Origin of the sequence: Aeromonas bestiarum (assembly GCF_028751155.1) — a bacterium.
Classification (GTDB): Bacteria; Pseudomonadota; Gammaproteobacteria; order Enterobacterales; family Aeromonadaceae; genus Aeromonas; species Aeromonas bestiarum.
This window is the reverse complement of sequence record NZ_CP064746.1, coordinates 717,579-743,213: the sequence shown is the minus strand read 5'-3', so window position 1 is coordinate 743,213 and position 25,635 is coordinate 717,579. Positions and strand designations below refer to the sequence as shown.

The 25,635-nt window shown below is 60.2% G+C and carries 24 protein-coding genes and 2 pseudogenes; 12 read left to right on the top strand and 14 right to left on the bottom strand.

From position 1 onward, the window contains the following. Positions 1-6: 6 nt before the first annotated feature. On the bottom strand, positions 7-951 hold the full coding sequence (gene cysD / locus IU367_RS03645) for a sulfate adenylyltransferase subunit CysD (protein ID WP_274454341.1): 945 nt from the start codon (positions 949-951) through the stop codon (positions 7-9). 68 nt (positions 952-1,019) lie between these two features. After that, the gene (cysG, locus tag IU367_RS03640) at positions 1,020-2,456 is read right to left on the bottom strand and encodes a siroheme synthase CysG (protein WP_274453466.1); all 1,437 of its coding nucleotides are present in this window, start codon (positions 2,454-2,456) and stop codon (positions 1,020-1,022) included. Positions 2,457-2,653: 197 nt separating this feature from the next. Between cysG and IU367_RS03635 the strand changes: the two genes are divergently transcribed. After that, complete coding sequence (locus IU367_RS03635; RefSeq protein ID WP_043138703.1) at positions 2,654-3,577, top strand: SPFH domain-containing protein; 924 nt, start codon at positions 2,654-2,656, stop codon at positions 3,575-3,577. Next, a complete protein-coding gene (locus IU367_RS03630; protein WP_042869488.1) occupies positions 3,574-4,029 on the top strand; it encodes an NfeD family protein in 456 nt (151 codons plus the stop codon). Before IU367_RS03635 ends, IU367_RS03630 begins: the two co-directional genes overlap by 4 nt. A gap of 85 nt (positions 4,030-4,114) precedes the next feature. On the opposite strand, the gene IU367_RS03625 is transcribed toward IU367_RS03630, so the two are convergent. Then, entirely contained in the window at positions 4,115-4,525 is a 411-nt protein-coding gene (locus tag IU367_RS03625; protein WP_043138697.1) for a CBS domain-containing protein, read from the bottom strand. Between the two features lie 153 nt (positions 4,526-4,678). On the opposite strand from IU367_RS03625, the gene IU367_RS03620 reads away from it, so the two are divergent. From IU367_RS03620 to IU367_RS03610, 3 genes are read left to right on the top strand one after another with little or no spacing between them, the layout of a single operon-like run. Continuing rightward, positions 4,679-6,589, top strand: coding sequence for an ABC transporter ATP-binding protein (locus IU367_RS03620; protein ID WP_274453465.1), 1,911 nt, complete (start codon positions 4,679-4,681; stop codon positions 6,587-6,589). Beyond that, positions 6,582-7,043, top strand: coding sequence for a DUF2390 domain-containing protein (locus IU367_RS03615; RefSeq protein ID WP_172955280.1), 462 nt, complete (start codon positions 6,582-6,584; stop codon positions 7,041-7,043). The genes IU367_RS03620 and IU367_RS03615 overlap by 8 nt, the downstream gene beginning before the upstream one ends. Further along, positions 7,037-7,906, top strand: coding sequence for a 23S rRNA (adenine(2030)-N(6))-methyltransferase RlmJ (locus IU367_RS03610; protein WP_274453464.1), 870 nt, complete (start codon positions 7,037-7,039; stop codon positions 7,904-7,906). Before IU367_RS03615 ends, IU367_RS03610 begins: the two co-directional genes overlap by 7 nt. A 104-nt stretch (positions 7,907-8,010) precedes the next feature. On the opposite strand, the gene IU367_RS03605 is transcribed toward IU367_RS03610, so the two are convergent. Next, positions 8,011-8,217 (bottom strand): hypothetical protein, encoded by a 207-nt coding sequence (locus IU367_RS03605; RefSeq protein ID WP_241280767.1) that lies wholly within the window; start codon positions 8,215-8,217, stop codon positions 8,011-8,013. Positions 8,218-8,400: 183 nt separating this feature from the next. Between IU367_RS03605 and IU367_RS03600 the strand changes: the two genes are divergently transcribed. The 5 genes and pseudogenes from IU367_RS03600 to IU367_RS03580 all read left to right on the top strand — a co-directional run. Beyond that, positions 8,401-8,763: a DUF2061 domain-containing protein gene (locus IU367_RS03600; protein WP_274453463.1), complete on the top strand. Its 363-nt coding sequence runs from the start codon at positions 8,401-8,403 to the stop codon at positions 8,761-8,763. Positions 8,764-8,887: 124 nt separating this feature from the next. Beyond that, entirely contained in the window at positions 8,888-9,487 is a 600-nt protein-coding gene (locus tag IU367_RS03595; RefSeq protein ID WP_274453462.1) for an MliC family protein, read from the top strand. A 427-nt stretch (positions 9,488-9,914) separates the two neighbouring features. Further along, on the top strand, positions 9,915-10,343 hold the full coding sequence (locus tag IU367_RS03590) for a VOC family protein (protein WP_274453461.1): 429 nt from the start codon (positions 9,915-9,917) through the stop codon (positions 10,341-10,343). Between the two features lie 307 nt (positions 10,344-10,650). After that, on the top strand, positions 10,651-12,927 hold the full coding sequence (locus tag IU367_RS03585; protein WP_274453460.1) for a KAP family P-loop NTPase fold protein: 2,277 nt from the start codon (positions 10,651-10,653) through the stop codon (positions 12,925-12,927). A gap of 24 nt (positions 12,928-12,951) precedes the next feature. Next, positions 12,952-13,449: pseudogene (locus tag IU367_RS03580) on the top strand (NAD(P)H-dependent oxidoreductase); the annotation flags it as partial. Positions 13,450-13,494: 45 nt separating this feature from the next. Here the strand turns inward: IU367_RS03580 and putP are convergent. From putP to IU367_RS03530, 10 genes and pseudogenes are all read right to left on the bottom strand, one after another. Continuing rightward, positions 13,495-15,012, bottom strand: a complete 1,518-nt coding sequence (putP, locus tag IU367_RS03575) for a sodium/proline symporter PutP (protein WP_274453459.1) — start codon at positions 15,010-15,012, stop codon at positions 13,495-13,497. A gap of 289 nt (positions 15,013-15,301) precedes the next feature. Then, positions 15,302-16,228 carry a L,D-transpeptidase family protein gene (locus IU367_RS03570; RefSeq protein WP_146047139.1) on the bottom strand — a complete coding sequence of 309 codons (927 nt, stop codon included), beginning with the start codon at positions 16,226-16,228 and terminating at the stop codon, positions 15,302-15,304. 171 nt (positions 16,229-16,399) lie between these two features. Further along, on the bottom strand, positions 16,400-17,656 hold the full coding sequence (locus IU367_RS03565) for a mechanosensitive ion channel family protein (protein ID WP_274453457.1): 1,257 nt from the start codon (positions 17,654-17,656) through the stop codon (positions 16,400-16,402). Between the two features lie 134 nt (positions 17,657-17,790). Further along, positions 17,791-18,990: an acetate kinase gene (locus IU367_RS03560; RefSeq protein WP_043138665.1), complete on the bottom strand. Its 1,200-nt coding sequence runs from the start codon at positions 18,988-18,990 to the stop codon at positions 17,791-17,793. Between the two features lie 221 nt (positions 18,991-19,211). Further along, on the bottom strand, positions 19,212-19,682 hold the full coding sequence (locus IU367_RS03555; protein WP_274453456.1) for a NanQ anomerase/TabA/YiaL family protein: 471 nt from the start codon (positions 19,680-19,682) through the stop codon (positions 19,212-19,214). A 303-nt stretch (positions 19,683-19,985) separates the two neighbouring features. Continuing rightward, on the bottom strand, positions 19,986-21,092 hold the full coding sequence (locus tag IU367_RS03550; RefSeq protein WP_043138660.1) for a 1-acyl-sn-glycerol-3-phosphate acyltransferase: 1,107 nt from the start codon (positions 21,090-21,092) through the stop codon (positions 19,986-19,988). 158 nt (positions 21,093-21,250) lie between these two features. Further along, positions 21,251-21,436, bottom strand: a pseudogene (locus IU367_RS03545) (multicopper oxidase domain-containing protein); the annotation flags it as partial. 28 nt (positions 21,437-21,464) lie between these two features. Further along, positions 21,465-22,157 (bottom strand): aspartate/glutamate racemase family protein, encoded by a 693-nt coding sequence (locus IU367_RS03540; protein WP_103472508.1) that lies wholly within the window; start codon positions 22,155-22,157, stop codon positions 21,465-21,467. Between the two features lie 126 nt (positions 22,158-22,283). Continuing rightward, a complete protein-coding gene (locus IU367_RS03535) occupies positions 22,284-22,874 on the bottom strand; it encodes a LysE family translocator (RefSeq protein ID WP_043138651.1) in 591 nt (196 codons plus the stop codon). Between the two features lie 119 nt (positions 22,875-22,993). Next, a complete protein-coding gene (locus IU367_RS03530; RefSeq protein WP_042865565.1) occupies positions 22,994-23,590 on the bottom strand; it encodes a LysE family translocator in 597 nt (198 codons plus the stop codon). A 116-nt stretch (positions 23,591-23,706) separates the two neighbouring features. Here IU367_RS03530 and IU367_RS03525 point away from each other — a divergent pair, with 116 nt between their 5' ends. Both IU367_RS03525 and IU367_RS03520 read left to right on the top strand, forming a co-directional pair. Then, positions 23,707-25,083: an aminotransferase-like domain-containing protein gene (locus IU367_RS03525; RefSeq protein ID WP_274453454.1), complete on the top strand. Its 1,377-nt coding sequence runs from the start codon at positions 23,707-23,709 to the stop codon at positions 25,081-25,083. Positions 25,084-25,136: 53 nt separating this feature from the next. Further along, positions 25,137-25,601 (top strand): hypothetical protein, encoded by a 465-nt coding sequence (locus IU367_RS03520; protein WP_274453453.1) that lies wholly within the window; start codon positions 25,137-25,139, stop codon positions 25,599-25,601. Positions 25,602-25,635: the final 34 nt, after the last annotated feature.

Below are 25,635 nucleotides of genomic sequence, written 5' to 3'. Positions count from 1 at the left end.
GATTCCTTAGAAATATCCCTGACGCTTCTTCTGCTCCATGGAGCCGGCCTGATCGTGGTCAATCAGCCGCCCTTGCCGCTCGCTCGAGGTGGTGAGCAGCATCTCCTCGATGATCTCCGGCAAGGTGGTGGCATCGGATTCGATGGCCCCGGTCAGCGGGTAGCAACCCAGGGTGCGGAAGCGCACCAGCTCCTGCTTCACTTCATCTTCAGGGCCTATGGGCATGCGCTCGTCATCCACCATGATCTTGATGCCATTGCGCTCAACAACCGGACGCACCGCGGCGAAGTAGAGCGGCACTATGTAGATGTTCTCGAGATAGATGTATTGCCAGATGTCGAGCTCGGTCCAGTTGGAGAGCGGGAACACCCGTATGCTCTCCCCCTTGTTGACCTGGCTGTTGTAGACACGCCACAGCTCGGGGCGCTGGTTTTTTGGGTCCCAGCGGTGGGACTTGTCGCGGAAGGAGTAGACCCGCTCCTTGGCGCGGGATTTCTCCTCGTCGCGGCGGGCACCACCGAAGGCGGCATCGAAGCCGTGCTGATTGAGCGCCTGCTTGAGCCCTTCGGTCTTCATTATGTCGGTGTGCTTGCCGCTGCCGTGCACGAAGGGGTTGATCCCCATGGCGAGGCCATCCGGGTTCTTGTGGACGATGAGATCCAGCCCGTACTTTTTGGCGGTCTCGTCGCGGAATTTGATCATCTCCTTGAACTTCCAGTCGGTATCGACGTGCAGCAAAGGGAAGGGGATCTTGCCCGGATAGAAGGCCTTGCGAGCCAGGTGCAACATGACGGAGGAGTCCTTGCCGATGGAGTACATCATCACCGGGTTTTCAAATTCGGCAGCCACCTCGCGGATGATGTGGATGCTCTCGGCCTCCAGCTGCTGCAGATGTGTCAGTCTTTCACGGTCCATGTCGGGTCCTCTGGTCTGGCTAACGCGCCTGGTCAGGGCGCGGTGTTGGTTCAGGTCGGTGCCGCTGTCGCAGCACCGTCAAATCGGTTCTTTGCTCTGCAGGCTCACGCCAGGTGCACCAGCTTGAGATCACTGCCATTCAGGTCGCCGGAGCTACCCGCCTCATCGCCACGCGTTTCCCCAAACCAGGCCAGCCGGTCGCGCAGGGCAACCACCTCGCCGATGACGATGAGCGACGGGCTCACTGCCTGCTCGGCCAGCACGGCCAGGTCAGCCAGCGTGCCGGTCAGCACGCGCTGACGGGCCGTGGTGCCCCGCTCTATGATGGCGATGGGGGTTTGGCTGCTGCGGCCATGGCTCACCAGCTGCTGCTGAATGTGCTCGGAGCGCATCAGCCCCATGTAGACGACCAGGGTCTGGTTGGTGGTGGCGAGCTGCTGCCAGTCGGGCTCCTTGCCCTCCTGCTGGCAGTGGCCAGTAATAAATACGGCGCTCTGGGCATGGTCGCGGTGGGTGAGCGGGATGCCGGCGTAGGCGGTGGCACCGGCGGCGGCCGTGATGCCGGGCACCACGGAGAAGGGGATCCCCTCTGCCGCCAGCACCTCCAGCTCCTCACCGCCACGGCCGAACATGAAGGGATCGCCCCCCTTGAGGCGCACCACACGGTTGCCTGCGCGGGCATACTCCACCAGCAGACGATTGGTTTCCTCCTGGGGCACGCTGTGGGCACCGGCCTTCTTGCCGACCGAGACCAGAGTCGCATCGCGGCGCACCAGCTCCAGGATCTCCGGGGAGACCAGCTGGTCATAGAGCACCACTTCCGCCTGCTGAATCTGTTGCAGCGCCTTGAGGGTCAAGAGGCCAGGATCGCCGGGCCCCGCCCCCACCAGCACCACCTCGCCGACCTCGGTCTGGGCCTTGTCGAGCCCTTCGTTCAGCCAAGTCTCGGCGCTCTGCCAATCCTGCTTTTCGATGAGGCCGGCCAGGGTATTGGAGGCAAAGGCACGCTCCCAGAAGCGGCGGCGGTCTGAAATCGAGGAAAGCACCCGCTTGGCCTTGTCACGCACCCGGCCGGAGAGTTCGGCCAGACCGCCGAGATGGCGGGGCAGCAGACTCTCGAGCCGCTCGCGCAACAGGCGCACCAGCACGGGGGCCTTGCCACCGCTGGAGACGGCGACCATCAGGGGGGAGCGATCAATGATGGAGGGAAAGATGAAGCTGGAGCGCTTGGGGTCATCCACCACATTGACGAACAGACCCAGCTGGTTGGCGCTCTGATAGACGAGGGCGTTGACCTCGAGATCGTCGGTGGCGGCCACCACCAGGATCTGGCCGGTCAGATGAGCAGGGCTGAAACGCTCGACCAGATGGGTAAAACGGCCGGCAAATTCGGCGAATGCGGGTTCAATCTCGGGAGAAACCAGGGTCAACCGGGCACCCGCTGCCAACAGCAGGCGCGCCTTGCGCAGGGCCACCTCGCCCCCGCCGACCAGCAACACGGGGCGGCCTTCCAACCTGGCAAACATAGGTAAATAATCCATTTCGGCCCATCCCTTGGAACACGACTAATATGGGGCGACTATAGGCAGGGCTGCTTATCCCTCAAAATAATAAAAAATGCTTTTTAATGCGTTTTAGTAATTAGCAAAGCCGTATGATGACAAAGGCGAGAGAACATCCTTGTGGTGCTCGGCGCCAGGCCATAGGCTAGTGAAAGTGTTTCATAAGGAGCTTAATAATGAATGAGTCATTGATTGTGCTGGGGATCTTCGTGTTCCTGGTGATCATCACCCTGAGTGCCGGGATCAAGATAGTGCCGCAGGGCTACAACTGGACAGTGGAGCGCTTCGGCCGCTACACCCGCACCCTCTCCCCCGGTCTCAACCTGCTGATCCCCTATGTGGACAGGGTCGGCCACAAGATCATCATGATGGAGCAGGTGCTGGATATCCCGGCGCAGGAGGTGATCTCCCGCGACAACGCCAACGTCACCATAGACGCCATCAGCTTCGTGCAGGTGGTCGATGCCCGCAAGGGGGCCTATGAGGTCAACGATCTCCCCAGCGCCATCCGCAATCTCACCATGACCAATATGCGGACAGTGCTCGGCGCCATGGAGCTGGACGAGATGCTCTCCCAGCGTGACACCATCAACGAGAAGCTGCTGCGCACCATGGATGCGGCCACCGCCCCCTGGGGCATCAAGGTGACCCGGATCGAGATCAAGGATGTACGCCCGCCGCTGGCGCTGGTGGAAGCCATGAACGCCCAGATGAAGGCCGAGCGCCAGAAACGGGCCGAGGTGCTGGAAGCCGAAGGGGTGCGCCAGTCCAAGATACTGAAAGCCGAAGGCGAGAAGCAGTCCCAGATCCTCAAGGCCGAGGGTGAGCGTCAGGCCGCCTTCCTCGCCGCCGAAGCGCGGGAGCGGGCCGCCGAGGCGGAAGCCAAGGCGACCCATATGGTCTCAAAAGCTATAGCGGAAGGGGATATGCAGGCCATCAACTACTTCGTGGCCCAGAAATACACGGAAGCGCTGGCCCGCATAGGTGAAGGCCCCAACAGCAAGATCATCATGATGCCGCTGGAAGCGGGCAGCCTGATTGGCTCGGTCGCCGGCATGGCCGAGCTGTTCAACAAGGACGGCAAGAGTAGCAAGTCATGACAGCCCTGTTCGAGGGGCTGACCCACTGGCACTGGCTGGGACTCGGCTTCGTGCTGCTGGCCATCGAGGTGATGAGTTCGGTGGGTTTCCTGCTCTGGACCGGCATAGCCGCGCTGGAAGTCGGCCTGATCCTGCTGCTCTGGCCCTTCGGCTGGCAAGCGCAGCTGCTGCTGTTTGCGGTGCAATCCCTGCTCACCACCTGGGCCTGGTGGCGCTGGCAGCACCGGCAGGACAGCTCGGGTCAGGATGCGGCGGCCCCCATCAATGAGCGAATGCAGAGCTATCTGGGCCGTGAGTTGACCCTGCTGGATGATGTGGTGCAGGGAACAAGCCGGGTGCATCTGGATGACACCGTCTGGACGGTGCGCAGCCCAGTGCCGCTCACCGCGGGTAGCCGGGTCAAGGTGGTAGGGGCGGATTCCCATATCCTGCTGGTGGAACCCTTGCCCTGAGGCGAGCGAGTGTCACCACGCACATCCGATAAAAAGGGCTCCACGGAGCCCTTTTTCGTTGCCTTGCCGACCTGCGCCGGCATGCCTAGAAGGCGTCGCTGTCGAGGGCGGTGCGCAGCAGATCCTTCCAGCTGATGATGCCGACCAGGGCACCATTTTCCAGCACCGGCAGGCAGGAGACGTTCTTCTCCAGCATCATCTTGACCCCGTCGCGCACCGGCAGCTGGGGGGCTATGGTGACGGGGTGGCGACTCATGATCTGGTGGGCGCGCCGATTGAGGGTCTCTGTATCTCGGCTCATCTCGGCCTCGGAGTCGAGGTAAGGGCTGATGGCGCGGAACAGATCCCGGTCCGAGATGACCCCCACCAGCTCCTCTTCCTCCAGCACCAGCAGGTGACGAAAGTGAGCCTGCTCGAAGATATCCTTGATGACAGTGAGTCTGTCATCCATGGAAACTGTGGCGACCCGGGTCGTCATTATGTCCCTGATAAGCATGCTAACCTCCCCAACCCTGGCTGATTTCTCTGTTATGGCATGTTTTTGCCCCCCCAGCCAGTGGGAGCCCCCCACCTCAAGTGCAAATCTGCGCCATTTCACGTAAGATCCGCGCCAGTTTTTCTCCTCCATTTGAGCAAGCAGACCCCATCCATGATAGTTGCCAGTCAAATCGAACTGATCCGCGGCGGCCGCAAGCTGCTGGACAACGCCTCCGCCACCATACACCCGGGCCACAAGGTGGGCCTGGTGGGTAAAAACGGCTGTGGCAAGTCCACCTTTTTTGCACTGGTACGGGGCGAGCTGGCCATCGACAGCGGCAGCTTCAGCCTGCCCGCCGGCTGGCAGATCGCCGGCGTCGCCCAGGAGACGCCGGCCCTTGACTGCTCCGCGCTGGAGTACGTGATCGACGGCGACAAGGAGTTTCGCTCGCTGGAGGCCCAGCTGGCCCAGGCCGAGCTGGATGACAACGGCATCCTGGTGGCCGAGCTGCACGGCAAGCTCGACACCATAGGCGCCTACAGCATTCGGGCCCGCGCCGCCGAGCTGCTGCACGGTCTGGGCTTCAGCGACGATCAGCTAGCGTCACCCGTCAGGAGTTTCTCCGGTGGCTGGCGCATGCGCCTAAACCTGGCCCAGGCACTGCTGTGCCGCTCCGATCTGCTGCTGCTCGATGAACCGACCAACCACCTGGATCTCGATGCCGTCATCTGGCTGGAGAAGTGGCTCAAGGGCTATCAAGGCACGCTGGTCCTTATCTCTCACGACCGCGACTTCCTCGATTCGGTCATCAGCCGCATCATCCACATAGAGAACGGCAAGCTGAACGAATACACAGGCGGCTACTCCGACTTCGAACTGCAGCGCGCCGAACAGCTGGCCCAGCAGCAGTCCATGTACGAGAAGCAGCAGCGGGAGGTGTCCCACATGCAGGCCTATGTGGACCGCTTCCGCTACAAGGCCTCCAAGGCCCGCCAGGCCCAGAGCCGGCTGAAAGCCATGGAGCGGATGGAGAAGCTCCTGCCCGCCCACGCCGACTCCGAGTTCAGCTTCGAGTTTCGCGAGCCGTCGGCCCTGCCGACCCCGCTCATCGCCATGGAGAACCTCAGCGCCGGTTACGGCGACAAGGTGATCCTGGAGAAGATCAAGATGAACCTGGTGCCGGGTTCGCGCATCGGCCTGCTCGGTCGCAACGGCGCCGGCAAGTCCACCTTCATCAAGATGCTGTCGGGCTCCAATCCCCCCCTGTCGGGCAAGCTGGAGGTGAGCGCCGGGGTCAGCATAGGCTACTTCGCCCAGCATCAGCTGGAGACACTGCGCCTCGACGATACCCCGCTCGATCACCTGGCCCGTCTCGCGCCGGACAAGTCCGAGCAGGAGCTGCGCAACTATCTGGGCAGCTTTGGCTTTCACGGTGACAAGGCGCTCGACAAGGTGGCCCCCTTCTCCGGCGGCGAGAAGGCGCGGCTGGTGCTGGCCCTCGTCACCTGGCAAAAACCGAACCTGCTGCTGCTGGATGAACCGACCAACCACCTGGATCTGGAGATGCGCCACGCCCTGACCATGGCGCTGCAAGGCTTCGAGGGCGCCATGGTGGTGGTCTCTCACGACCGGCACCTGCTGCGCACCACCACGGATGACTTCTATCTGGTGCACGGTGGCCGGGTCGAAGCCTTCGACGGCGATCTGGACGACTACCACAAGTGGCTCGGCGAGCAGGAAAAAGAGGCCAACGCCAAGCCAAGCGACGGCATCATCTCCGCCAACTCGGCGCTGGCGCGCAAGGATCAGAAGCGGCGCGAGGCGGAGTTCCGCCAGCAAACCCGCCCCCTGCGCCAGAAGCTGGAGAAACTCGAAGCCAGCATGGAGAAACTGCAGACCCGGCTGGCCGCGGTGGAAGAACAGCTGGCCGATCCCGCCATCTACGAAGAGAGCGCCAAGAACAAGCTCTCCGAACTGCTCAAGTCCCAGGGCCCCATCAAGGAGGAGCTGGAAGGGGTGGAGCTGGAGTGGATGAGCCTCTCAGAGGAGCTGGAAACCATGGAGCAGGCCTTCTTTGCGTGACGAACAGCTGATGGCGGCCGAGCGGGTCGCCGTACACGAACTGCCGACGCCGCTGGGCTTCTGGCACTGGAGCGGCAAGATCTATGGCGAGCGCAGCCAGGACTGGCTGACCGTGCAGGCGCAGGGCGGCAACGTCAATCTGGCGCTCTTGCTGCACCGGCTGGATCAGACCGATATCCAGGTCGACCTGACCGATCTGCAACCTGCGCTGGTGCAGACCGAGGCGGTACTGACCCCCTGGCGCACCCTGCGCCAGAGCGCCAAGTCGCGGCTGGATGAGGAAGAGTATCAGGCCATGCTGGCCCACGAGCTGGAGCTGGAACGGCTGCAGCAGGGCGTTCTGCTGCAGACGCTGCGCAGCCTCACCCTGTTTCGGGGCAAGAGCCACAATTTGTTGAACTATCTATCGTTACTGGGGGCTCAGCAGGGCCCCCTCAGAGATCTAATATGCTGAGTTATCGCCACGCCTTTCACGCCGGCAACCACGCCGACGTGCTGAAACACGCCGTTCAGGCCCTGATCATCGAGTCTCTCAAGAAGAAGGAGAAACCCTTCATAGTGCTGGACACCCATGCCGGTGGCGGTCTCTACGACTTGCGCGGCGACTGGTCCCAGAAGAAGGCCGAATACGCCGACGGCATAGGCCGGCTGTGGGATGAACGGGCCCAGTGGTCTGCCATGGCCCCCTATCTCGGCGTCATCGAAGAGATGAATCCCGGTCAAGAAGGAAACGGTGGCGAGCTGCACTACTACCCCGGCTCCCCCGAGCTGTCACGCCGCCTCGCCCGCGAGCAGGACAAGCTGGCGCTGATGGAGCTGCACAACAACGAGGTGGAAGACCTGCGCGCCAACATGGGCTACGACCCTCGTGTCGCCGTCCACCACCGTGACGGTTTCGAGGGGCTGGTAGCCCTGCTGCCACCGACCCCGCGCCGCGGACTTGTGCTGATAGACCCGCCCTATGAGCTCAAGGAAGACTACTTCGCCGTGGTCGATACCCTGAAAAAAGCGCAGAAGCGCTGGGCGACCGGCATCTATGCGCTCTGGTATCCCATCCTGGGTCAGGAGGCGGATAAATCCCGCGACATGCTGCGCGCCATCAAGCGGGAGAACTTCGGCAACGTCCTGGTGGCCGAGCTGGAAGTGGCCGGTCAGACCGCCGATTGGGGCATGAACGGCTCAGGCATGCTGATAGTGAGCCCCCCCTGGATGCTGGCCGAGCAGATTGAAGCCTTCCTCAAACCCTTGTGCGCCAAACTGGCCCAGGGCGCCGGTGCCCAGTACAAGGTCGAGTGGCTGAACAAGGCCGAGGATTAATCCCCGCGCCCACGCTGCAACCGAGCTTAAAAACAAAAAGCCCCATCATGGGGCTTTTTCTATTGGTGCGGCGGCCTGTGTTTGTGCGACAACCGGTGCAGCCCTTATGCGCGGGCGGGCAGATCCTGTTTCAGCGCCAATATCAGCAAGGCCAATATGGCAAAGGGCGGTGCCAGGCAAAGCAGCACGCACAGGAAGGTGATGAGCACGGGATGCCGACTCTTGCGACGGGCCAGTCGCCAGGCAAGGACGCCGACGATGATCATCAGCAGCAAGATGAACTGCCCAAACAGGGTAGAGTTGATCGTCATGAAATCTCCTTTTTCATGGCAAAGGCCCAGTCTAGCGGTGTGACCGCCTTGGGCAAGGCCCCATCATGGTGGCAGATCCATCCCCCTTGATAGGTTCTCCCTATCCAATCATTAGATGAGAATAATTTTCATTTGATGTCATTCTGGTGGATACTGCTGTCATCACCAGAGGGAGCCACCATCATGAAAAAGACCATCAGCTTTGCCGCCCTGCACTTCATCGTGGCCTTTACCCTGGCTTATCTGCTGACCGGTGAGCTGCTCACCGCCAGCCTGATCGCCCTGATAGAGCCCGCCGTCAACACGGTCGCCTTCTACTTCCATGATCTGGGCTGGCACAAGTTCAAGCCCCACCACAGCCTGCAGGCCAAGACCAGCAGCTTCGCCCTGGTGCACTTCTCCGTAGCCTTCGGGGTCGCCTACCTGCTGAGCGGCGAGCTGCTCACCGGCGGCGTGATGGCGACGATAGAGCCCGCCATCAATACAGTCGTCTTCTTCTTCCACGAGCGGCTGTGGCGCACCCGCCAGCCACTGGCGCTGGCCTAAGTCCGGGTCTGCACAGGATCCGCTCCGCCAATCGGGGCCTCCAAGTGTGAAAAAGCGCTCGGCGGCCCCGTCTCATTGTGCTCTAGTAGCCGGGTATCCCACTCTTTTTGCTGGAGTCTTTCCGATGAACAAGCTGCTGCTTGGCCCCCTTCTCTTTGCCCCTCTGCTGGCCTGTGCCGCTACCCCTTCCTTCGACTGTGCCAAGGCCCACGGCGCCGCCGAACAACTTATCTGCGAGAATGCCGGGCTGGCGGCGCTGGATAACGAACTCGCGGCGCTCTACCCCAAGGCGATCGCCAATTTCTCCGCCGAACAGGCGAAGACGGAGAAGGCGATGCAGCGCGGCTGGATCAAGGGTCGCAACGAATGCTGGAAGGCCAAGGATCTGCACCAATGCGTGGAGGAGAACTACCAGCAGCGGATCACCGAGTTGCAGATAAAAGGCGGCCAGCTGATGGTGCCGACGCCGGTCGATTACCAGTGCGGCAAAAACGTCACCCTCTCCACCTACTTCTACAACGATGCCAAGCTGCCCGCCGCCGTGATCAACCTGAGCGAAGGGGATAGCCAGCAACAGGTGCTCGCCTATGAAGCCCCCAGCGCCAGCGGCGCCCGTTATGAAGGCCAGAACCTCAGCCTCTTCACCAAGGGAGACGAGGCCAGCCTGGAGCGTTACGGCCAGCCGACGCTTAGCTGCACCGAGATCCCGACCAAGGGCAACTGACCGCAGTACGGGGACCGCCTGCAAGCGGCCCCCTTGCCGGCCGCATGGCGCCCCGCTATGCCAGAGAGTGGCCTCAGCCATCCAGAGTCACACACTCGCTAGCGCCGCCTTTCGAAAACCCCTTGCACAGCTCCCCGCCATCTATCGACAAAGCCACCTGATTTATTAATTTGTTGATCCTGCCCAGAGATCTTCCATCTCGTCCTTCCCCTCCGCACCACGCCCGCTAACATACCCGATTGGCAACAAGCGCCTCGTCGGAGTCACCCATGAGCCCTGCCACCCTTCACCTCTTGGTCAAAAGCAGCACACTGGAGGCTGAAATTCAGGGGCGGTAGCCATGCCATCGGCTTGCCAATCCCTGCTTATCACCGCAAGGGGCCGGCAAGCCGCTGACTCACCCACAACATGTAAAGCAAGGTGGTGTATGGAAACACAAACACTGCATCGCGGTCGGCTGATAGACCATATCCAGCTGGTGGTGAAAGACTTGGCCGCCAGCCAGCGCTTTTACACGGCCGCACTGGCCGCCCTCGATATTCCGCTAGGGGGTACGGGTGACGGCTACTTCTGGGCAGACGAGTTGTTTGTCACAGCTGTCGACAGCCCGGCTGCGCTCGGTGTACTGACCGGCCGCCATCATCTCGCCTTTCAGGCGCAGGACAAGGCCATGGTGGATCGCTTCTATCAGGCAGCGCTCGCCCATGGCGGCCAGGACAACGGCGCCCCCGGCGAGCGGGTCTATCACCCCGGCTATTACGCCGCCTTTGTGCTCGATCCAGACGGCAATAATATCGAAGCTGTGTATCACGGCGAGGCAAAGCGCAGTGCAAGATCTGTGGAGATTAAGTTTTAGAAAAAGGGCTGAACGCCTGTTATTTGGGATCCAATCATAGTGCCGAAGGGCATTAAGTCCTGCTCAACAGGGTGGGTAACCTGATTTTCTTATTTACTATGACTTTTCATAGCATTAATAGAAGAGCCAAACATAGGAAGTCCATAGAATACGGCCAGCTACCTAGGATAGGCTGGTAATGTTGTGAATAGATATGAACTTTTCCGTAACTGTTACGAGGTTGGTACGGTGTTATACTGAAAGCTCTATTATCGGATTAATACCTTCTTCCATCTAATCACGGTTAGATTTCCTTCAGAGATTTTATATGGAACCAAAAGATTTACACGAATTTTCTTCTGATAGGCCGATAACAAGAATGGACGAAGACTTGTTGGGTCGGTCAGGATTTTCCACTGACTTGGCAAATGCTATGGCGAGTTGGCATGGAAAAGATAGTCTGGTCGTTGCCTTGCATGGTGATTGGGGATCAGGGAAGTCTTCTATAAAAAATATGGCACTATCTCGATTGGAGGAAATTTCCGATGACAAGCCGGATGTCATAGAGTTTTCTCCATGGGAATGGGCCGCTCAAGATAAAATAACCGCTTCATTTTTCCAAGAAATATCAAAATATATTGGACGCTCAGACAGAAGCACGTCGGGCAAGAAGCTAGCGGCAACTCTAAAAAAGTATGGCCGATATCTAAATACAGGGGAAACCGTCGTAACGGGTCTATCCGCAGCATTGCCTACTCTCTTCGTATTAACCACACTTATTGGCGTTGGTGGTAATTTTTCCGATGATGTATGGGTTAAAAATGCTAGTGCTTCTATATTGCTTGTTTTAGCCGGATGGGCTGCAGTATTAAAATGGGGAAAAGTACTTCTTGACAAATTGACTGGAAATATTGAAGCAACCGAAAAAAACCAAGAGCAGAGTTTGAGCGATATACGGCAAGAACTATCAGGATTACTGCTAGAAAGAAACACACCTTTGATCGTTGTAATGGATGATCTAGATAGGTTAACTTCATCGCAGTTAAGGATGGTTTTTCAGCTTGTAAAAGCAAATCTAGAATTTCCGAACGTAGTATTCCTTCTTCTATTTCAGAGGAATTTGGTAGAAGACAAGTTAAATGATGGGGTACAACTAGGTCGAGATTACTTAGAAAAAATCATTCAAGTACCTTTTGACATTCCTAAGATTGAAACTACACGTCTTCACAGCCTGTTGTTTAATAAGCTTGATAAAATCATTGAGCAAGATGCATCAGCCACCAAGATGTTTGACTCTGGTCGTTGGGGTAACATATTTCATGGTTCATTGAGTACTTATTTTGACAATTTGCGAAGTGTCTACAGATTCACATCCACATTATCATTCCATTTCACTTTGCTTAAAGGAAAAAGTGCCTTTGAGGTCAACCCTGTAGATCTGATAGCTATTGAGTGCCTAAGAGTCTTTGAACCCGACGTTTATAAGGAGATCTCCCGTTCGAAAGAAATCTTTACCAAAAACGGATCAGATAAATATGGAAGAAAAGCTGATGCTACAACTGCCTTAATCAATGAAATCCTAGATAAGGCAACCTCTAATAATCGAGAGTCAGTAAAGGAAATGGTTGAACAACTATTCCCAACTATTAAGTGGGCTCTAGGGGGCACACACTATGCTGGAGACTTTGCCAGTACATGGCTGAGAGAAATGCGTGTCTGCCACCCTTCTAACTTCGACAAATATTTCCAATTCTCTATTCCGAGTGGTGAACTCTCAAACTCAGACCTTCAGGAAATGCTCAGTCTAACGGACGATTCAGCTAGACTCTCTTCTTTCATTCTCTCTCTTAAAGAACGTGGAATTTTAAAAAATGCTCTTTCACAATTTGAAGCATTCACAGATAAAATTCCACTCGAAAATGGAAACTCTTACATTAAAGGAATTTTGGATATTGGGGATCAAGTCGATCATAAGTCAAGCGGTTTCACGATGTTTAGCTCAAACACACATGCTGTGAGGCTTGTTATTTGGTTTCTTCGCCGCATTGATGACTTGGAAAAAAGAGGCAAGCTGCTTCTTGATAGTTTTATGGCATCAAATGGAATATCTATTGTCGAGCATATATTACAAGGTGAAGAAAATCGCAAAGAAAAATCGGATGCAGACCAAATACTGCGAGATGAAGAGTTTGAATTACTTAAAGTAGAATTTGTTAGGAAACTGGACGATATGTCTGAAAATAATTCTGACGAATTACTTACTCACGAGCATTTGGTTTCATTTTTGTATAGATGGAAACGTTGGGGTGATGAAAACAAGGTTAATAGCTGGTTAAACCTTCAGATCGAAACAGTCGAAGGCTGCATATCTTTATTGAAAGGCTTTGTAGGAAAGTCATCATCTCAGACCATGGGTGATTACGTGGTTAAGATTACTACTTACATCAAGCTAGAAAATATCGAAAACTTTGTGGTAATTACACAAATCCAAGAAAAGTTAAAAGGAGTTGATGAGACCACACTTGATTCTGAAGCAAAAGAAGCCTTGGTTGCCTTCCGAGAAGCAATAGAGAATAGGGAGAAGGGAATCTCCGATGATTGGTAAAGAATCTAAGAGGCTGGCGCAGAGGTCACACTGCTGCACGTGGGCGAGCTCGTCTTCGAGCCGGACTTGCGCCATGGCTATGATCTTATGCCGCCGCTGGAGCCGGATCTGCTGGCGTTGCAGCAGAGCCTGACTGCCGCCCATCATCTGGTGATAGTCTCCCCCCGCTGGTGGGGTGGCATGCCGGCCCGTCTCAAGGGCCTGCTGGATCGCACCCTGCTCTCCGGCTTCGCCTTTCAATATGTCAAGGGCAAGGCCCGGCCCCTGCGCCTGCTCGCAGGCAAGACGGCGCGCCTGCTGCTCACCATGGACAACCCAGTCTGGTATTACCGCTGGTGGCTGGGGGATCCCGCCTCGCGCATCCTCGACAAACAGGTACTGGGGTTGTGCGGCATCCGGCTCACCCACCGCCAGCACCTGGGGCCCATGCACACAGCCAACAATCAGGACAGGGCCCGCTGGCTGACGCGCACCAGTGCGGCGGCCCGCGCCGATGTGCGCCGGCTAAATCGCCGCCCATGAAAAAGCCCCGCATCGCGGGGCTTTTTGTTATGCAGGGTGGCCGGCTCAGTTGACGGCGACCGGCTCGCCCAGCGCATCCGGCGGGGTCTGGAACTCGCGCTCGGCTTCGTCGAAGCGATCCAGCATGGCCTTGGAGGGGGCCTTGTCCAGCAGGCTGAACACCAGGATCGCCAGGCCGGAGAAGAGGAAGCCAGGGATGATTTCATACAACCCCAGCCAGCCGAACTGCTTCCAGACGATGACGGTCAGGGCGCCGACCAGCATGCCCGCCAGGGCGCCATTGCGGGTCATGCGCGACCAGAGCACGGAGAGCAGCACCACGGGACCGAAGGCGGCACCAAAGCCGGCCCAGGCGTAGCTCACCAGCCCCAGCACCCGGTTCTCCGGGTTCATGGCAACGGCAATGGCGATGAGCGCAATCACCAGCACCATCATGCGACCGACCCACACCAGCTCTTTCTGGGAGGCGTTCTTGCGCAGGAAGGGCTTGTAGAGATCTTCCGTGATGGCGCTGGAACAGACCAGCAGCTGGCAACTGAGGGTACTCATCACGGCCGCCAGTATGGCGGAGAGCAGCACGCCGGCAATCCAGGGATTGAACAGTATCTTGGACAGCTCGATGAAGACCCGCTCCGGGTTGCCGGTGACGCCGGCGGCCTGCTCGGTGAAGGTGGAGAAGTAGGCCAGACCGAAGAAGCCGATGGCCACGGCGCCGCCGAGGCAGAGCACCATCCAGGTCATGCTGATGCGGCGGGCATTGGCCATGGAGTGGTGGGAATCCGCCGCCATGAAGCGCGCCAGTATGTGGGGCTGACCGAAGTAGCCCAGGCCCCAGGCCATCAGCGAGATGATGGCGATGAAGTCCAGGTTCTTGAACATGTCGAGGTTGCTGGCGTTCTGCGCCGCCACCTGCACCATGGCGGTGTCGATGCCGCCCACCGCTATGATGACGAACACAGGGGTGAGGATCAGGGCGAAGATCATCAGGGTGGCCTGCACCGTATCGGTCCAGCTCACCGCGAGGAAGCCGCCGAAGAAGGTGTAGGTGATGGTGGCCGCGGCACCGACCCAGAGGGCGGTGTCATAGCTCATGCCGAAGGTGCTCTCGAACAGGCGGGCACCGGCCACCACGCCGGAGGCGCAGTAGATGGTGAAGAACAGCAGGATCACCAGGGCGGAGAGGATGCGCAGCACCCGGCTCTTGTCCTCGAAGCGGTAGGTGAAGTAGTCCGGCAGGGTCAGGGCGTTGCGGTTCTTCTCGGTGTGAACCCGCAGCCGACCGGCGACCCAGCGCCAGTTGAGATAGGCCCCCAGGGTGAGGCCGATGGCGATCCAGCTCTCCGAGATGCCGCCGATGAAGACGGCGCCCGGCAGGCCCATCAAGAGCCAGCCGCTCATGTCGGAGGCCCCGGCGGAGAGGGCGGTCACCCAGCTCCCCATGCGGCGGCCGCCGAGTATGTAGTCATCAAAGTTGCGGGTGGCGCGATAGGCGATAAAGCCGATCAGCACCATCCCGAGGATATACACCAGAAAGGTGATAAGCATGGGTGTACTGGCTGTCATTCAAAACTCCGTTATGTGACGTGTGTACCCGTTCTGACGACGGGCTCTTCCTTAAAAAACCGCCCTAGCTTAATCAGCAGATCCCATGACCTCAACCACTTTTAACAAATAAAAAACACAATATAAACGTTTCATCTTTAACTAACGAACCACTCAAGGAGCAATCAGCCGGATTTTATCCTGACGCAGCAACCGCTTATCGGGTCGCCTTCCCCCCTGACCCGGCCCGGCATGGCGGTAAAAAAAAGCCCCGGCCAGTGGCCGGGGCTAGAGACGATTGGCGCCAGGATCAGCGATTGATCGCGATCGGCATGCCGCTGCGCTGTTCCAGCGCCTGCTTGACCAGCTGGGAATCGCTGTCGGCATGGGCGATGAAACGGGTCACGGCCGGGGTCATCGGCAGCGGCGCCGGCAGGCTGGAGTTGAACTCCTCCTGGCTGCGGGACAGCGGCTGATGCACTTCCAGATAACGGCGACCATCCGGCTCGACCGAGGCCTTGATCGGCTGGTTCACGAACTGCACTCGGGTGCCGACCGGTATCTTCTTGAACAGGTATTCGATGTCTTCGTTGCGCAGACGCACGCAACCGTGGCTCACCCGCAGACCTATGCCGAACTGGGCATTGGTGCCGTGGATGGCGTACATCTTGCCGATGTAGAGCGCAAACAGCCCCATGGGGTTGTCCGGGCCGGCCGGCCAGACTGCCGGCAGGCTCTCGCCACGGGCGGCATATTCGGCATGCATCTTGGCGGTCGGGGTCCAGGTCGGGCCCGCCTTCTTGCGCTGCACGCTGGTCACCCAGTTTTCCGGGGTGTCGGTGCCGAGCTGGCCGATGCCGATGGGCAGCACTTCCACCACCTTCTTGCCTTTCGGGTAGTAGTAGAGGCGCATCTCGGCCACGTTCAGCACTAGCCCCTCGCGCGGGGCATCCGGCAGGATCAGCTGATGCGGCACGATCAGCTTCTCGCCAGCCTGCAGCAGCAGGGGATCCGCCTTGGGGTTGGCCTCGAGCATGTTGGTCAGACCCAGCTGGAATTTGGCGGCCGCGGCTTCCAGCGGCTGGCCATTTTCCTCTGCCGGCACCACGTATTCCAGATTTTCACCAACCAGACGGCTGTTGGCCGCAGGCAGGGCATATTCAACAGCAAGCACTGGCGCGGCGGCCAAGACGAGGCTGCAGCACAGAGCGGCCGCAGTATTGTGAAGGAGCTTCATAACTTTCCTGTAATGGATGACGTGGTTCAAGACTCTGGGCTGACCCGGGATCGGCTGGGCGGTCCGGGGGCGGAGAGAAGGCCGCCATTTTTCTCCTCTCTTGGCCAAAATTCAACAAGCAAATGGGGCGGCGACGCAGGATTTTATGCCCCCGCGCGCCGCCGGGTGGTTTTAGCCGTTGCTGGCGGATCCCCGTTGCCAGGTGCGCATATCGTAACCTGTGGGAGATTGGTGCAACCGCAGATGAAATTGCTCAATGATGGCAAAGATATGGTCGAAAATATCGGCCTGGATCCCTTCGTAATCGGCCCAGGCAGTGGTCGCGGTGAAGCAGTAAATCTCCAGCGGCAAACCGTCAGTAGTCGGCGCCAGCTGGCGCACCATCAGCGTCATGTCCTTGCGAATGCCGGGATGGGCCCGCAGGTAGGCGTCCAGATAGGCGCGCAGAGTACCCAGATTGGTGAGGTGACGGCCGTTGATAGGGCAGCTCAAGGCATCGCTGAGCTGCTGGTTGTAGACGCTCAGCTCCTGCTCCTTGCGGCTCAGATAGGGCGCCAGCAGCTGGGCCTGCTTGAGCTGCAACTGCTCCTCCGCGCTCAGGAAGCGCACGCTGGTCATGTCGATGCTGACGCTGCGCTTGATGCGGCGACCGCCGGATTCCGTCATCCCCTGCCAGTTCTTGAAGGAGTCGGAGATGAGGGCATAGGTGGGGATGGTGGTGATGGTCTTGTCCCAGTTCGACACCTTGACGGTGGTGAGGCCTATGTCGGTCACCTCGCCGTCGGCGCCGTACTTGTCCATCTGCAGCCAGTCGCCGACGCTCAGCATGCGGTTGGCGGAGAGCTGGATCCCCGCCACCAGGCCGAGGATGGGATCCTTGAACACCAACATCAGCACGGCTGTCATGGCCCCCAGGCCGCTGAACAGGAACAGCGGCGACTTGCCGAGCAGCAGGGAGATCATCAGGATGCCGACCAGTATGCTGCCCACCAGCTTCACCCCCTGGAAGATGCCGCGCAGGGGCAGATCCCGCCCGAGCCGGGTGTAGCGGCTCACCGACAGCATGCAGTCGAGCAGGGCGAACAGCGCCAGCAGCAGGAACAGCAGGATCCAGAACTGGGCCAGCATCTCGATCCACTGCAGGCTCTCGGATTTGCGCGGCAGCCAGATCTCGGCCTGGCCGAGCAGCACGGCCCCCTGCAACACGAAGGCGAGCCGGTAGAACAGGCGCTGTTGCAGCTGGGGCGGCAGCCACACCTGCTTGGTCTTGCCGAGGATGCCAACCAGCCGCACCAGCAGCACCCGGTGCAACAGCATGTGCAGCACCAGCGAAGTAAGGACGATAAAGCCCAGGGCGATCACCAGTGCCATCAGGCCGCTGACTTCGATCCCCATGCCGGTCAGCCAGTGAAAAAACATCTCCTTCATCCCTACCTCCAATGCGTGAAACAGTCGTCAGGGTACGTATCTGCCACCCCATGTCAAATGACAAGCCGCTCAACCAGGGGCCGGAAACGACAACGCCCGGCACAGGCCGGGCGTTGATTCAGGGCGAGGTGGTGTTAGCCGACCAGGCTCAGGGCATCGCGGGCGATGACCAGCTCTTCGTTGGTGGGCATCACCAGCGCCAGGCGGCTGCCTTCGGCCGTGATGGGACCCTCGCCACCGAGCACGGCGGCATTGTTCGCTTCTTTATCTACCTTGAAGCCGAACAGGGCCAGACGATCCAGCACCATCTCGCGCACCATGGCGGCGTTTTCACCGATACCGCCGGTGAACACCAGAGCGTCCAGACGACCCTCCATGGCGGCGGCATAGGCACCGACATACTTGGCCACCCGGTAGGTGAACACATCCAGCGCACGCTTGGCGCCGGCGTCGGTCGCATAGTTGGTGGTGACATAGCGGCAGTCACTGCTCACCTCGGTCAGGCCCAGCAGACCGGACTCACGGGTGAGGGTGTGGTTGATCTCGTCCACGCTGTAACCGAGCTGGTCGTGCATGAAGAAGACCACCGCAGGGTCTATGTCGCCGCAACGGGTGCCCATCGCCAGCCCTTCCAGCGGGGTCAGGCCCATGGAGGTGTCGACGGACTCGCCGTTCTTGATGGCGCAGACGGAGGCACCGTTGCCCAAGTGGCAGTTGATGATGTTGAGCTCGGCCAGCGGTTTGCCCAGCGCCTTGGCGGCTTCTTCCGCGATGAAGCGGTGGGAGGTGCCGTGGGCGCCGTAACGACGGATGCCGTTCTCTTTGTAGAGCTTGTAGGGCAGCGCGTAGAGATAGGCTTCCTGCGGCAGGGTCTGGTGGAAGGCGGTGTCGAACACGGCCACGTTCTTCTCGACCAGGGCCGGGAAGACCTTGAGCGCGGCACGAATGCCGATGAGGTGCGCCGGGTTGTGCAGGGGAGCGAACGGAATGGCGGCTTCGATGCCGGCGATCACGCCATCATCGATGCGAACGGAGCGGGAGAACTGCTCGCCACCGTGCACGATGCGATGGCCGATGGCCACCAGCTGCTCGGCCAGAGAGGGATCCTGAGGCAGGATGTGACCCACTATATGGTCGAGGGCAGCCTGGTGTGCGGCGCCCGCTCCCAGCATGGCTTCGCCCTTGACCCCGTGGAGTTTCCATTTGATACGTGCATCATCCAGATTGAAGCATTCGGCCAGGCCGGACAGCATGTCCTCACCTGTTTCGGCGTCCATTACGGCAAATTTCAGGGAAGAGCTACCGCAGTTAAGGATCAATACCAACTTGCTCATGTTCTACATCTTCCTGTGCTTCGGCTTTATGCCGACAGTGTCGTGTCATCCAGAAGTGGATGGGATTCCCCTGCCGGGGGCTTATGGTCGCAGGAAAGTGCGCCCAATTTTTCAATACGTTAAGTGCAAATCCGGATGATTCCGTGCACTCATCTTGGCCACACGTCGAGTGCAAATCCAGATGATTCCGTGCACTCATCTTGGCCAGGCTGCACCGGCGGTTACAGGCCGGCCAGCAGATCCCTGTGCACCTTGACCACCAGCTTCTTCACCTGAGCCGGCTGGTTGGGGGTACAGAGAGGGCGATGCAGTTCTCCCGGCCAGAAGATGGCGAAGTCGCCGGGCTGCAACGCCAGATAACTGGTCTGTTCGTCGTCGACGAACCAGAGATCGGGATGGGGATGATCGGCACCCTCATTGCCATAAGCATGAGGCCCGACCCCTATCCACTCTTCACCACGCAACAGCAGCTGGATATCCAGATACTGCTGATGGAACTCGCCACGGCGATCCGCGGCCGGCTCGGTCAGCTCTTCGCTCACCAGACAGAACAGCGTGAGGCCGTCGATCTCGCGCTTGCCGAGCGGCGCATTCAGCCACGGTTCCACGCTCTTCACCACCTCGGCCATGATGCTATCCAGCGGGGCGGGCAGCGGCGTGCGCTGCAGGGTATTCAGACTGCCGGTGATCATGGCGAGCGGATCCTTAGGTGTATTCAGGCGACATCTTTGCCGCAAAATGAAAAAGGACCCTGTTCAGGTCCTTGTGTCACACCGTCTGCAATCCGTGCAGACAGGAGTAGAGCATGTGCTCGTGCCGAGCGTGATGAGGCCACTGTTACACACTCATCCGCAGCTTGCCAAGAGGCGCAAGCGTATTCGCCCAGTGATCGTACCAGCTGAAACAATATTATTCACTACTCCATCGCCACCGACTTTGACCAGACGCAAAAACGGGAGCATCTGCTCCCGTTTTTTTCACACAACCGGTGTCATTCAAGCCTTGCGGGCGTTTTCCACCGGCTTGGCATACATGGCGCGCCAGATGGCCTTGTGCTCTTGTGGCACCTCTGACTGACGAGTCAGGAAGGCCGCCTGCTCTATGGTATTGGCCTTGCCGGACACATCTGCGGCCAGGTAGTTGCCCGGGAAGAGGCGATAGTTGCCCCAGATCGCCTTGTCGATCAGCGCCGCCAGTTCGTCCGGATCGCTGAACCCCTCGGTGATGGGGGCGCCGAAGGAGACGTGTACCCGCCCCTTCTGGCCGACGATGCCGGCGACTATGCTCTCGATGTCCTCGAACTCGCCCTTCTCGTAGCTGCCGTTGACCGACTTCTCGTACAGCTCGCGCGCCTTGGCCTTGTCGGTGGGATCCAGCTCGTAGCTGATGCTGACCGGCACTATGTTGAGGCTGCGCATGTAGTCGACGAAGTCGATTTTCTGCTTCTTGCCGTCCACGTAGAACATCTTGAGGATGGCCGGATCCGTCTTGTCATCGCCATTCTTGGCGCGCCCTTCCTTCTGGGCGATCCAGATGGAGTGCCCCTCGTGCACCGACTGGCCTATGTAGGCCGACAGCTCGCCGAGCATTTTCATCATCTCCCGCGGCCCCTTGGCGGAGCGCTTGACGATGAAGCTCTTGTTGAGCTTCATCAGCTCGGTGGCGCAGGGTTTGCGCAGCAGGTTGTCACCGATGGCGATGCGTACCGTGTCGAAGCCGTGGGTATGCAGTCCCCAGTTGACGAACGCCGGATCCATGGCGATGTCCCTGTGGTTGGAGACAAACAGGTAGCCCTGCTCCTTCTTCAGATGCTCGATCCCCGAGAAGGTCACCCCCTTGGTGGAGGTGGCGATCATGCGGGACATGTAACGGGTCACGCCCATCTGCACCTGATGGATGGTGGTCACCTTGGACCACTTGTAGCGCAGGAACTGGCGGATCAGCGGGCGTATGGCCCAGCCCAGCCAGCTCATCAGGGAGCCGAAACGATACTTGGCGATGGCGCCGACGAATTCATCATCCCGGATCAGCCGTTCTATGGCTGCCGGCACTTCTTCATCGCGGTAGGGGCGAATGTCCGCGAATCTATCTACTTCTGTCACAGTGTCTGCCTTGCATGTAAGGAGTCGCGGCCAGCGCGCGCTGGCCGGGAAATTCAGGGCGCAATTTTACACGCTTTTATGCCAAGGGGTATGCGATGTGCGTAGATAGTGAGATCTGACCAGTGAAATGAACAAATGGCCCCGTTCGGGCCATCTTTTTACTCTTCCACCGTGAACAATATCATCATGCCGGTGTCCTTGTGCTCCAGCAGGTGGCAGTGGGCCATGTAGGCCCGCTCCTTCGGCGCCGAGTGATCGAAACGCACCAGCACCTCGCTGCGCCCGCCCTCCACTTTCACTATGTCCTTCCAGCCGGCACGGTGCTGTGCCACCGGCTGGCCGTTGATCCGCAGGCCTGAGGGCGCCATGCCATCAGGCCAACGCCAGGGTGACCGCCGCCTCGGCATGGATGGCGGTGGTGTCGTAGAGCGGCACTGCGGCCTCGGCATCCCCCACCAGCAGCGCAATCTCGGTGCAGCCCAGGATCACCGCCTGGGCGCCCGCCTCGGCCAGCCCGGCTATGATGGCCAGATACTCGGCCCGCGATGCGTCGCGAATGTCGCCAAGGCAGAGCTCGTCATAGATGATGCGGTGCACCCGCTCCCGCTGCGCCTCACCGGGCACCAGCACCTCCAGCCCGAACTTGTCCTGCAGCCGCCCCTTGTAGAAATCCTGCTCCATGGTGAAGCGGGTACCGAGCAGCCCGACCCTTTGTATCCCGTCAACTTGCAGGCGACGGGCGGTAGCATCGGCGATATGGAGCAGCGGAATATCGATGGCGGCCTCAATCTCGGGCGCCACCTTGTGCATGGTGTTGGTGCCGATCAGCAAGAAATCGGCGCCGCCGGCCTGGATGGCCCGCGCTTCTGCCGCCAGCAGGCGGGCGGTGGCGGGCCAGTCGCCGACGTGCTGCAACCGCTCTATCTCGGCAAAGTCGACGCTGCTCAGCAGCACCCGCGCCGAGTGCAGGCCGCCGAGCCGCGCCCGCACGCCCCGGTTGAGCGCCTGATAGTAGCTGACGGTGGACTCCCAGCTCATGCCACCCAGCAGACCGATACATTTCATGGGACCTCCTTGTACAAACCAAACAGAGGGCGGCGCGCGTCACGTCGCACCGCCAAAGGAATAAAAAAGGCCCCGCAGGGCCAACAAGACAGCCGGTAAAGGCCCGGGCTCAAGGTCTGGCCCGGACTAAATCCAGATCATCAGCACGCAGGCCGCCGTGGCGATCCCCATGCCCAGATTGAAACGACGCCAGCCACGGGCGGTGCGGATGATGCGGCGCACCTGGGCACCGAACAGCACCCAGAAGGCACCGGTATAGAGGCCGGTCACGAAGAAGATGCCGAGCACCCAGATGGCGGAGGGCCAGTAGGCCTCTCCCGCCAGGGTGAAACCGCTGATGGCGGAGAGCGCCATCATCCAGGCCTTGGGGTTGAGCAGTTGCAGCATGGCGCCCTGATGGGCCGGGATGAGCGGCCGGTTGCCCTCGGCCGGACCGCTGGCGGTCGCCACCTTCCAGGCCAGCCAGAGCAGGTAGGCAGAGCCAATCAGCTTGAGGCCATCGTGCAGCAGCGGCACCTTTTCAAACATGACGCCAAGTCCCAGCGCCGTGGCCAGGATCATCAGATTGATCCCCCCGACTACCCCCACCAGCAGGGGAAGGGTGCGGCGAAAGCCCTGCGCCGCCCCGGCACTGGTGAGCAGCATGTTGTTGGGGCCCGGCGTGCCGCAGGTGATGAGGGCAAAGCCCGCCAGGGGAAACAACCAGTTCAGATCCATCTCAACCTCTTGGTGATACAAACGCCGGCTCGGCGGCAAGCCTTCTAATATGCAGAGCCAGCCCCGCGGCGACAAGTCAGAAATGGCTCTTTCTTGCTTGCCCGCCAGCGCGACGCGGCTCAATACCAGAGCATGACCACACAGAGCGCCGTCAGCACACCGAGGGAGCCGTTGAGGCGCCGCCAGCCCCGATCCGTGCTGATCCAGTTGCTCAGCTGATGGCCGAACAAGACCCAGACAAAGCAGACCGGCAGGGCCACCAGCACAAACATGGTCATCACGGCGAGCTGGCTCGGCCAGTAGCTGGCCCCGGTCAGGCTGAACAGACTGATGGCGGAGATGCCCATCATCCAGGCCTTGGGATTGAGAAACTGGAAGCCCAGCCCTTCCAGCAGGGTCAGCGGACGGGCGCGTCTGGCCGGATCACCGGGGGCACCGGCCACGGCGATGCGCCATGCCAGCAGCAACAGATAGAGGCTGCCGAAGATCTGCAGCCCCAGCCGCAGCAGGGGCCAGCGCTCGAACAGAGGATAGAGCCCCAGCGCCAGCACAAGTTGCAGCACGGGTTGACCCACAGCCACGCCCATCAGGTGCGGCAGGGTACGGCGCACCCCGAAGTTGGCGCCGGAGGCGGTCAGCATGAGGTTGTTGGGGCCCGGCGTGCCACAGGTGAGCACGGCGAAGCCAAACAGGGTGGCATACCATTCTATCGTCATCATTGACTCCTGAACTGCACACATTGTATCGATACAATGTGCCATTCTTGATTGTTATTGGGTGTAAATTCACGCTATATTGCGAACAAATTTGGATCAATGGATTTATTGTCACCATGACAATCTGGACCCCAGACCTGACCCCCTTCGACGGCCCCCTCTATCTCAAGCTGGTGAAGGCCATAGAGCAGGCCATTCACGATGGCTCCCTGCCACCTCAGACCCGGCTGCCTACCCACAGGGCGCTGGCGGATCGGCTGGGGGTCACGGTCGGCACAGTCACCCGCGCCTATGGGGAGGCGGAGCGACGCGGCCTGCTGGCCGCCAAGGTGGGGCACGGTACCTGGGTCAAGGGCGCGGGCATGGATCCGGCCAACGAGTGGGTGATCCGCAAGGAGGAGGGGCACCGCATCGAGTTGTGGCAGAACCTGCCGGTGCAGCTGGACAGGGCCGCCATCATACGTCCCATGCTGGGGGAGCTGGCCGACGGGGATCTCAATGCCCTGCTCGGCTACGACAAGGAGGCGGGCCAGCCCGGCCAGCGTCAGCTCTTCGTCGACTGGCTGGCCGAGCAGGGGGTGCACGGCAGCGAGGAGCGCCTGCTGTTCAGCCACGGCGCCCAGCACGGCATCATGCTCTCCCTGCTGGCTACCGGTTGCGTGGGAGAGACCATTTTGTGCGAAGGGCTCAGCTACCCCGGCATGCTGGGCAATGCCCGCCAGCTGAAGAATCAGGTGGTGGGACTGGCGATGGATGAGGAGGGGTTGCTGCCCGCCGCGCTGGAGGCCGCCTGCCGCACGCGGCGAGCCAAGCTGCTCTACCTCACCCCCACGCTGCAAAATCCCACCACCGCCATCATGAGCCAGGCGCGGCGCGAGGCCGTCGTCGCCATCGCCCGCCGCCACGATCTGCTGATCATCGAGGATGACGTCAACGGTCTGCTGCCCAGTATCCCGGTGGCGCCCCTGATCAACCTAGCGCCGGAGCGGGTCATCTATCTCGGCAGCCTGGCCAAGATCGCCTGCGGCGGCCTGCGGGTCGGCTTCGTGCTGGCGCCGCCCGCCCTGCGCAACGCCTTCGCCCAGGCGATGCGACTGTCGAGCTGGATGGTGAGCCCGCTTTTGATCGAGCTGGCCTGCAAGCTGGTGAGCCAACGCCAGATCATGCCATTGGTCGAGCAGCAGCGGCAGATCCTGGCACGTCGCGGCGAGCTGCTGCGCCACCTGCTGCCGGGAGCCCGCTGGCAGGCGGGATCCATGCACGCCTGGCTGCCGCTGCCGGAGCCCTGGCGCAGCCAGGCGTTCGCCGAGGCGGCCAACGCCCTTGACGTCGGGGTGGCGAGCGGGGAACACTTCGCCGCCGGCCAGTTCGCCGCGCCGCAAGGGGTACGACTGAGCCTGAGCCAACCGGCCACGGATGCCCGCGTCGCCGAGGGGCTGGAGCGGCTGGCGCAGCTGCTGCGGGGCTCACCGCCCCCCAATCCCCTGCTATAGTCAGCCACTGTTTGGCCCAATACGCCCAGATCCGCGCGCTCGAAGGAGAGCCCATGCACCCGACCCGCGTCTCACTCCTGCTCCTCACCCTGATGCTGGGGGGCTGTGCCTCGCCCGGTCATCAACAGCTGGGGGCCGCGCTGACCGGGCTGGAAGGGGAGCTGCAGCGGCTGGAGGAGGAGCTGGCGGCCATGAACGGCCTCCATTACCAGAAGGCGATAGACGCACCGCTCAGCCTGCGCCGCGCGCTGGCCACCCCAGCCCAGACGCAAGAGGGCCTGCAGCCTGTGCAGCGCCAGCTGCAGGATGGGCCGCTGCTCAATTACCACTACCGGCTGCCGGATGGCATGACGACCCTGCCCATCGACAACCCCTGCCTGCGTTACGAATTCGAGCTGCGCCACCTGGGTCGCCTCGGCCAGCTTGCCCTCAGCTGGCAGGGCCGCGACGGCCAGGGTTCCCGCCTGATCCGCCAGAACGACTGCCCCTTCTCCGCCAAAGGCCCGGGTCTGCAGTAGGCCAGGCACCTGCCCCTATGGTCAGTTGAAAGGC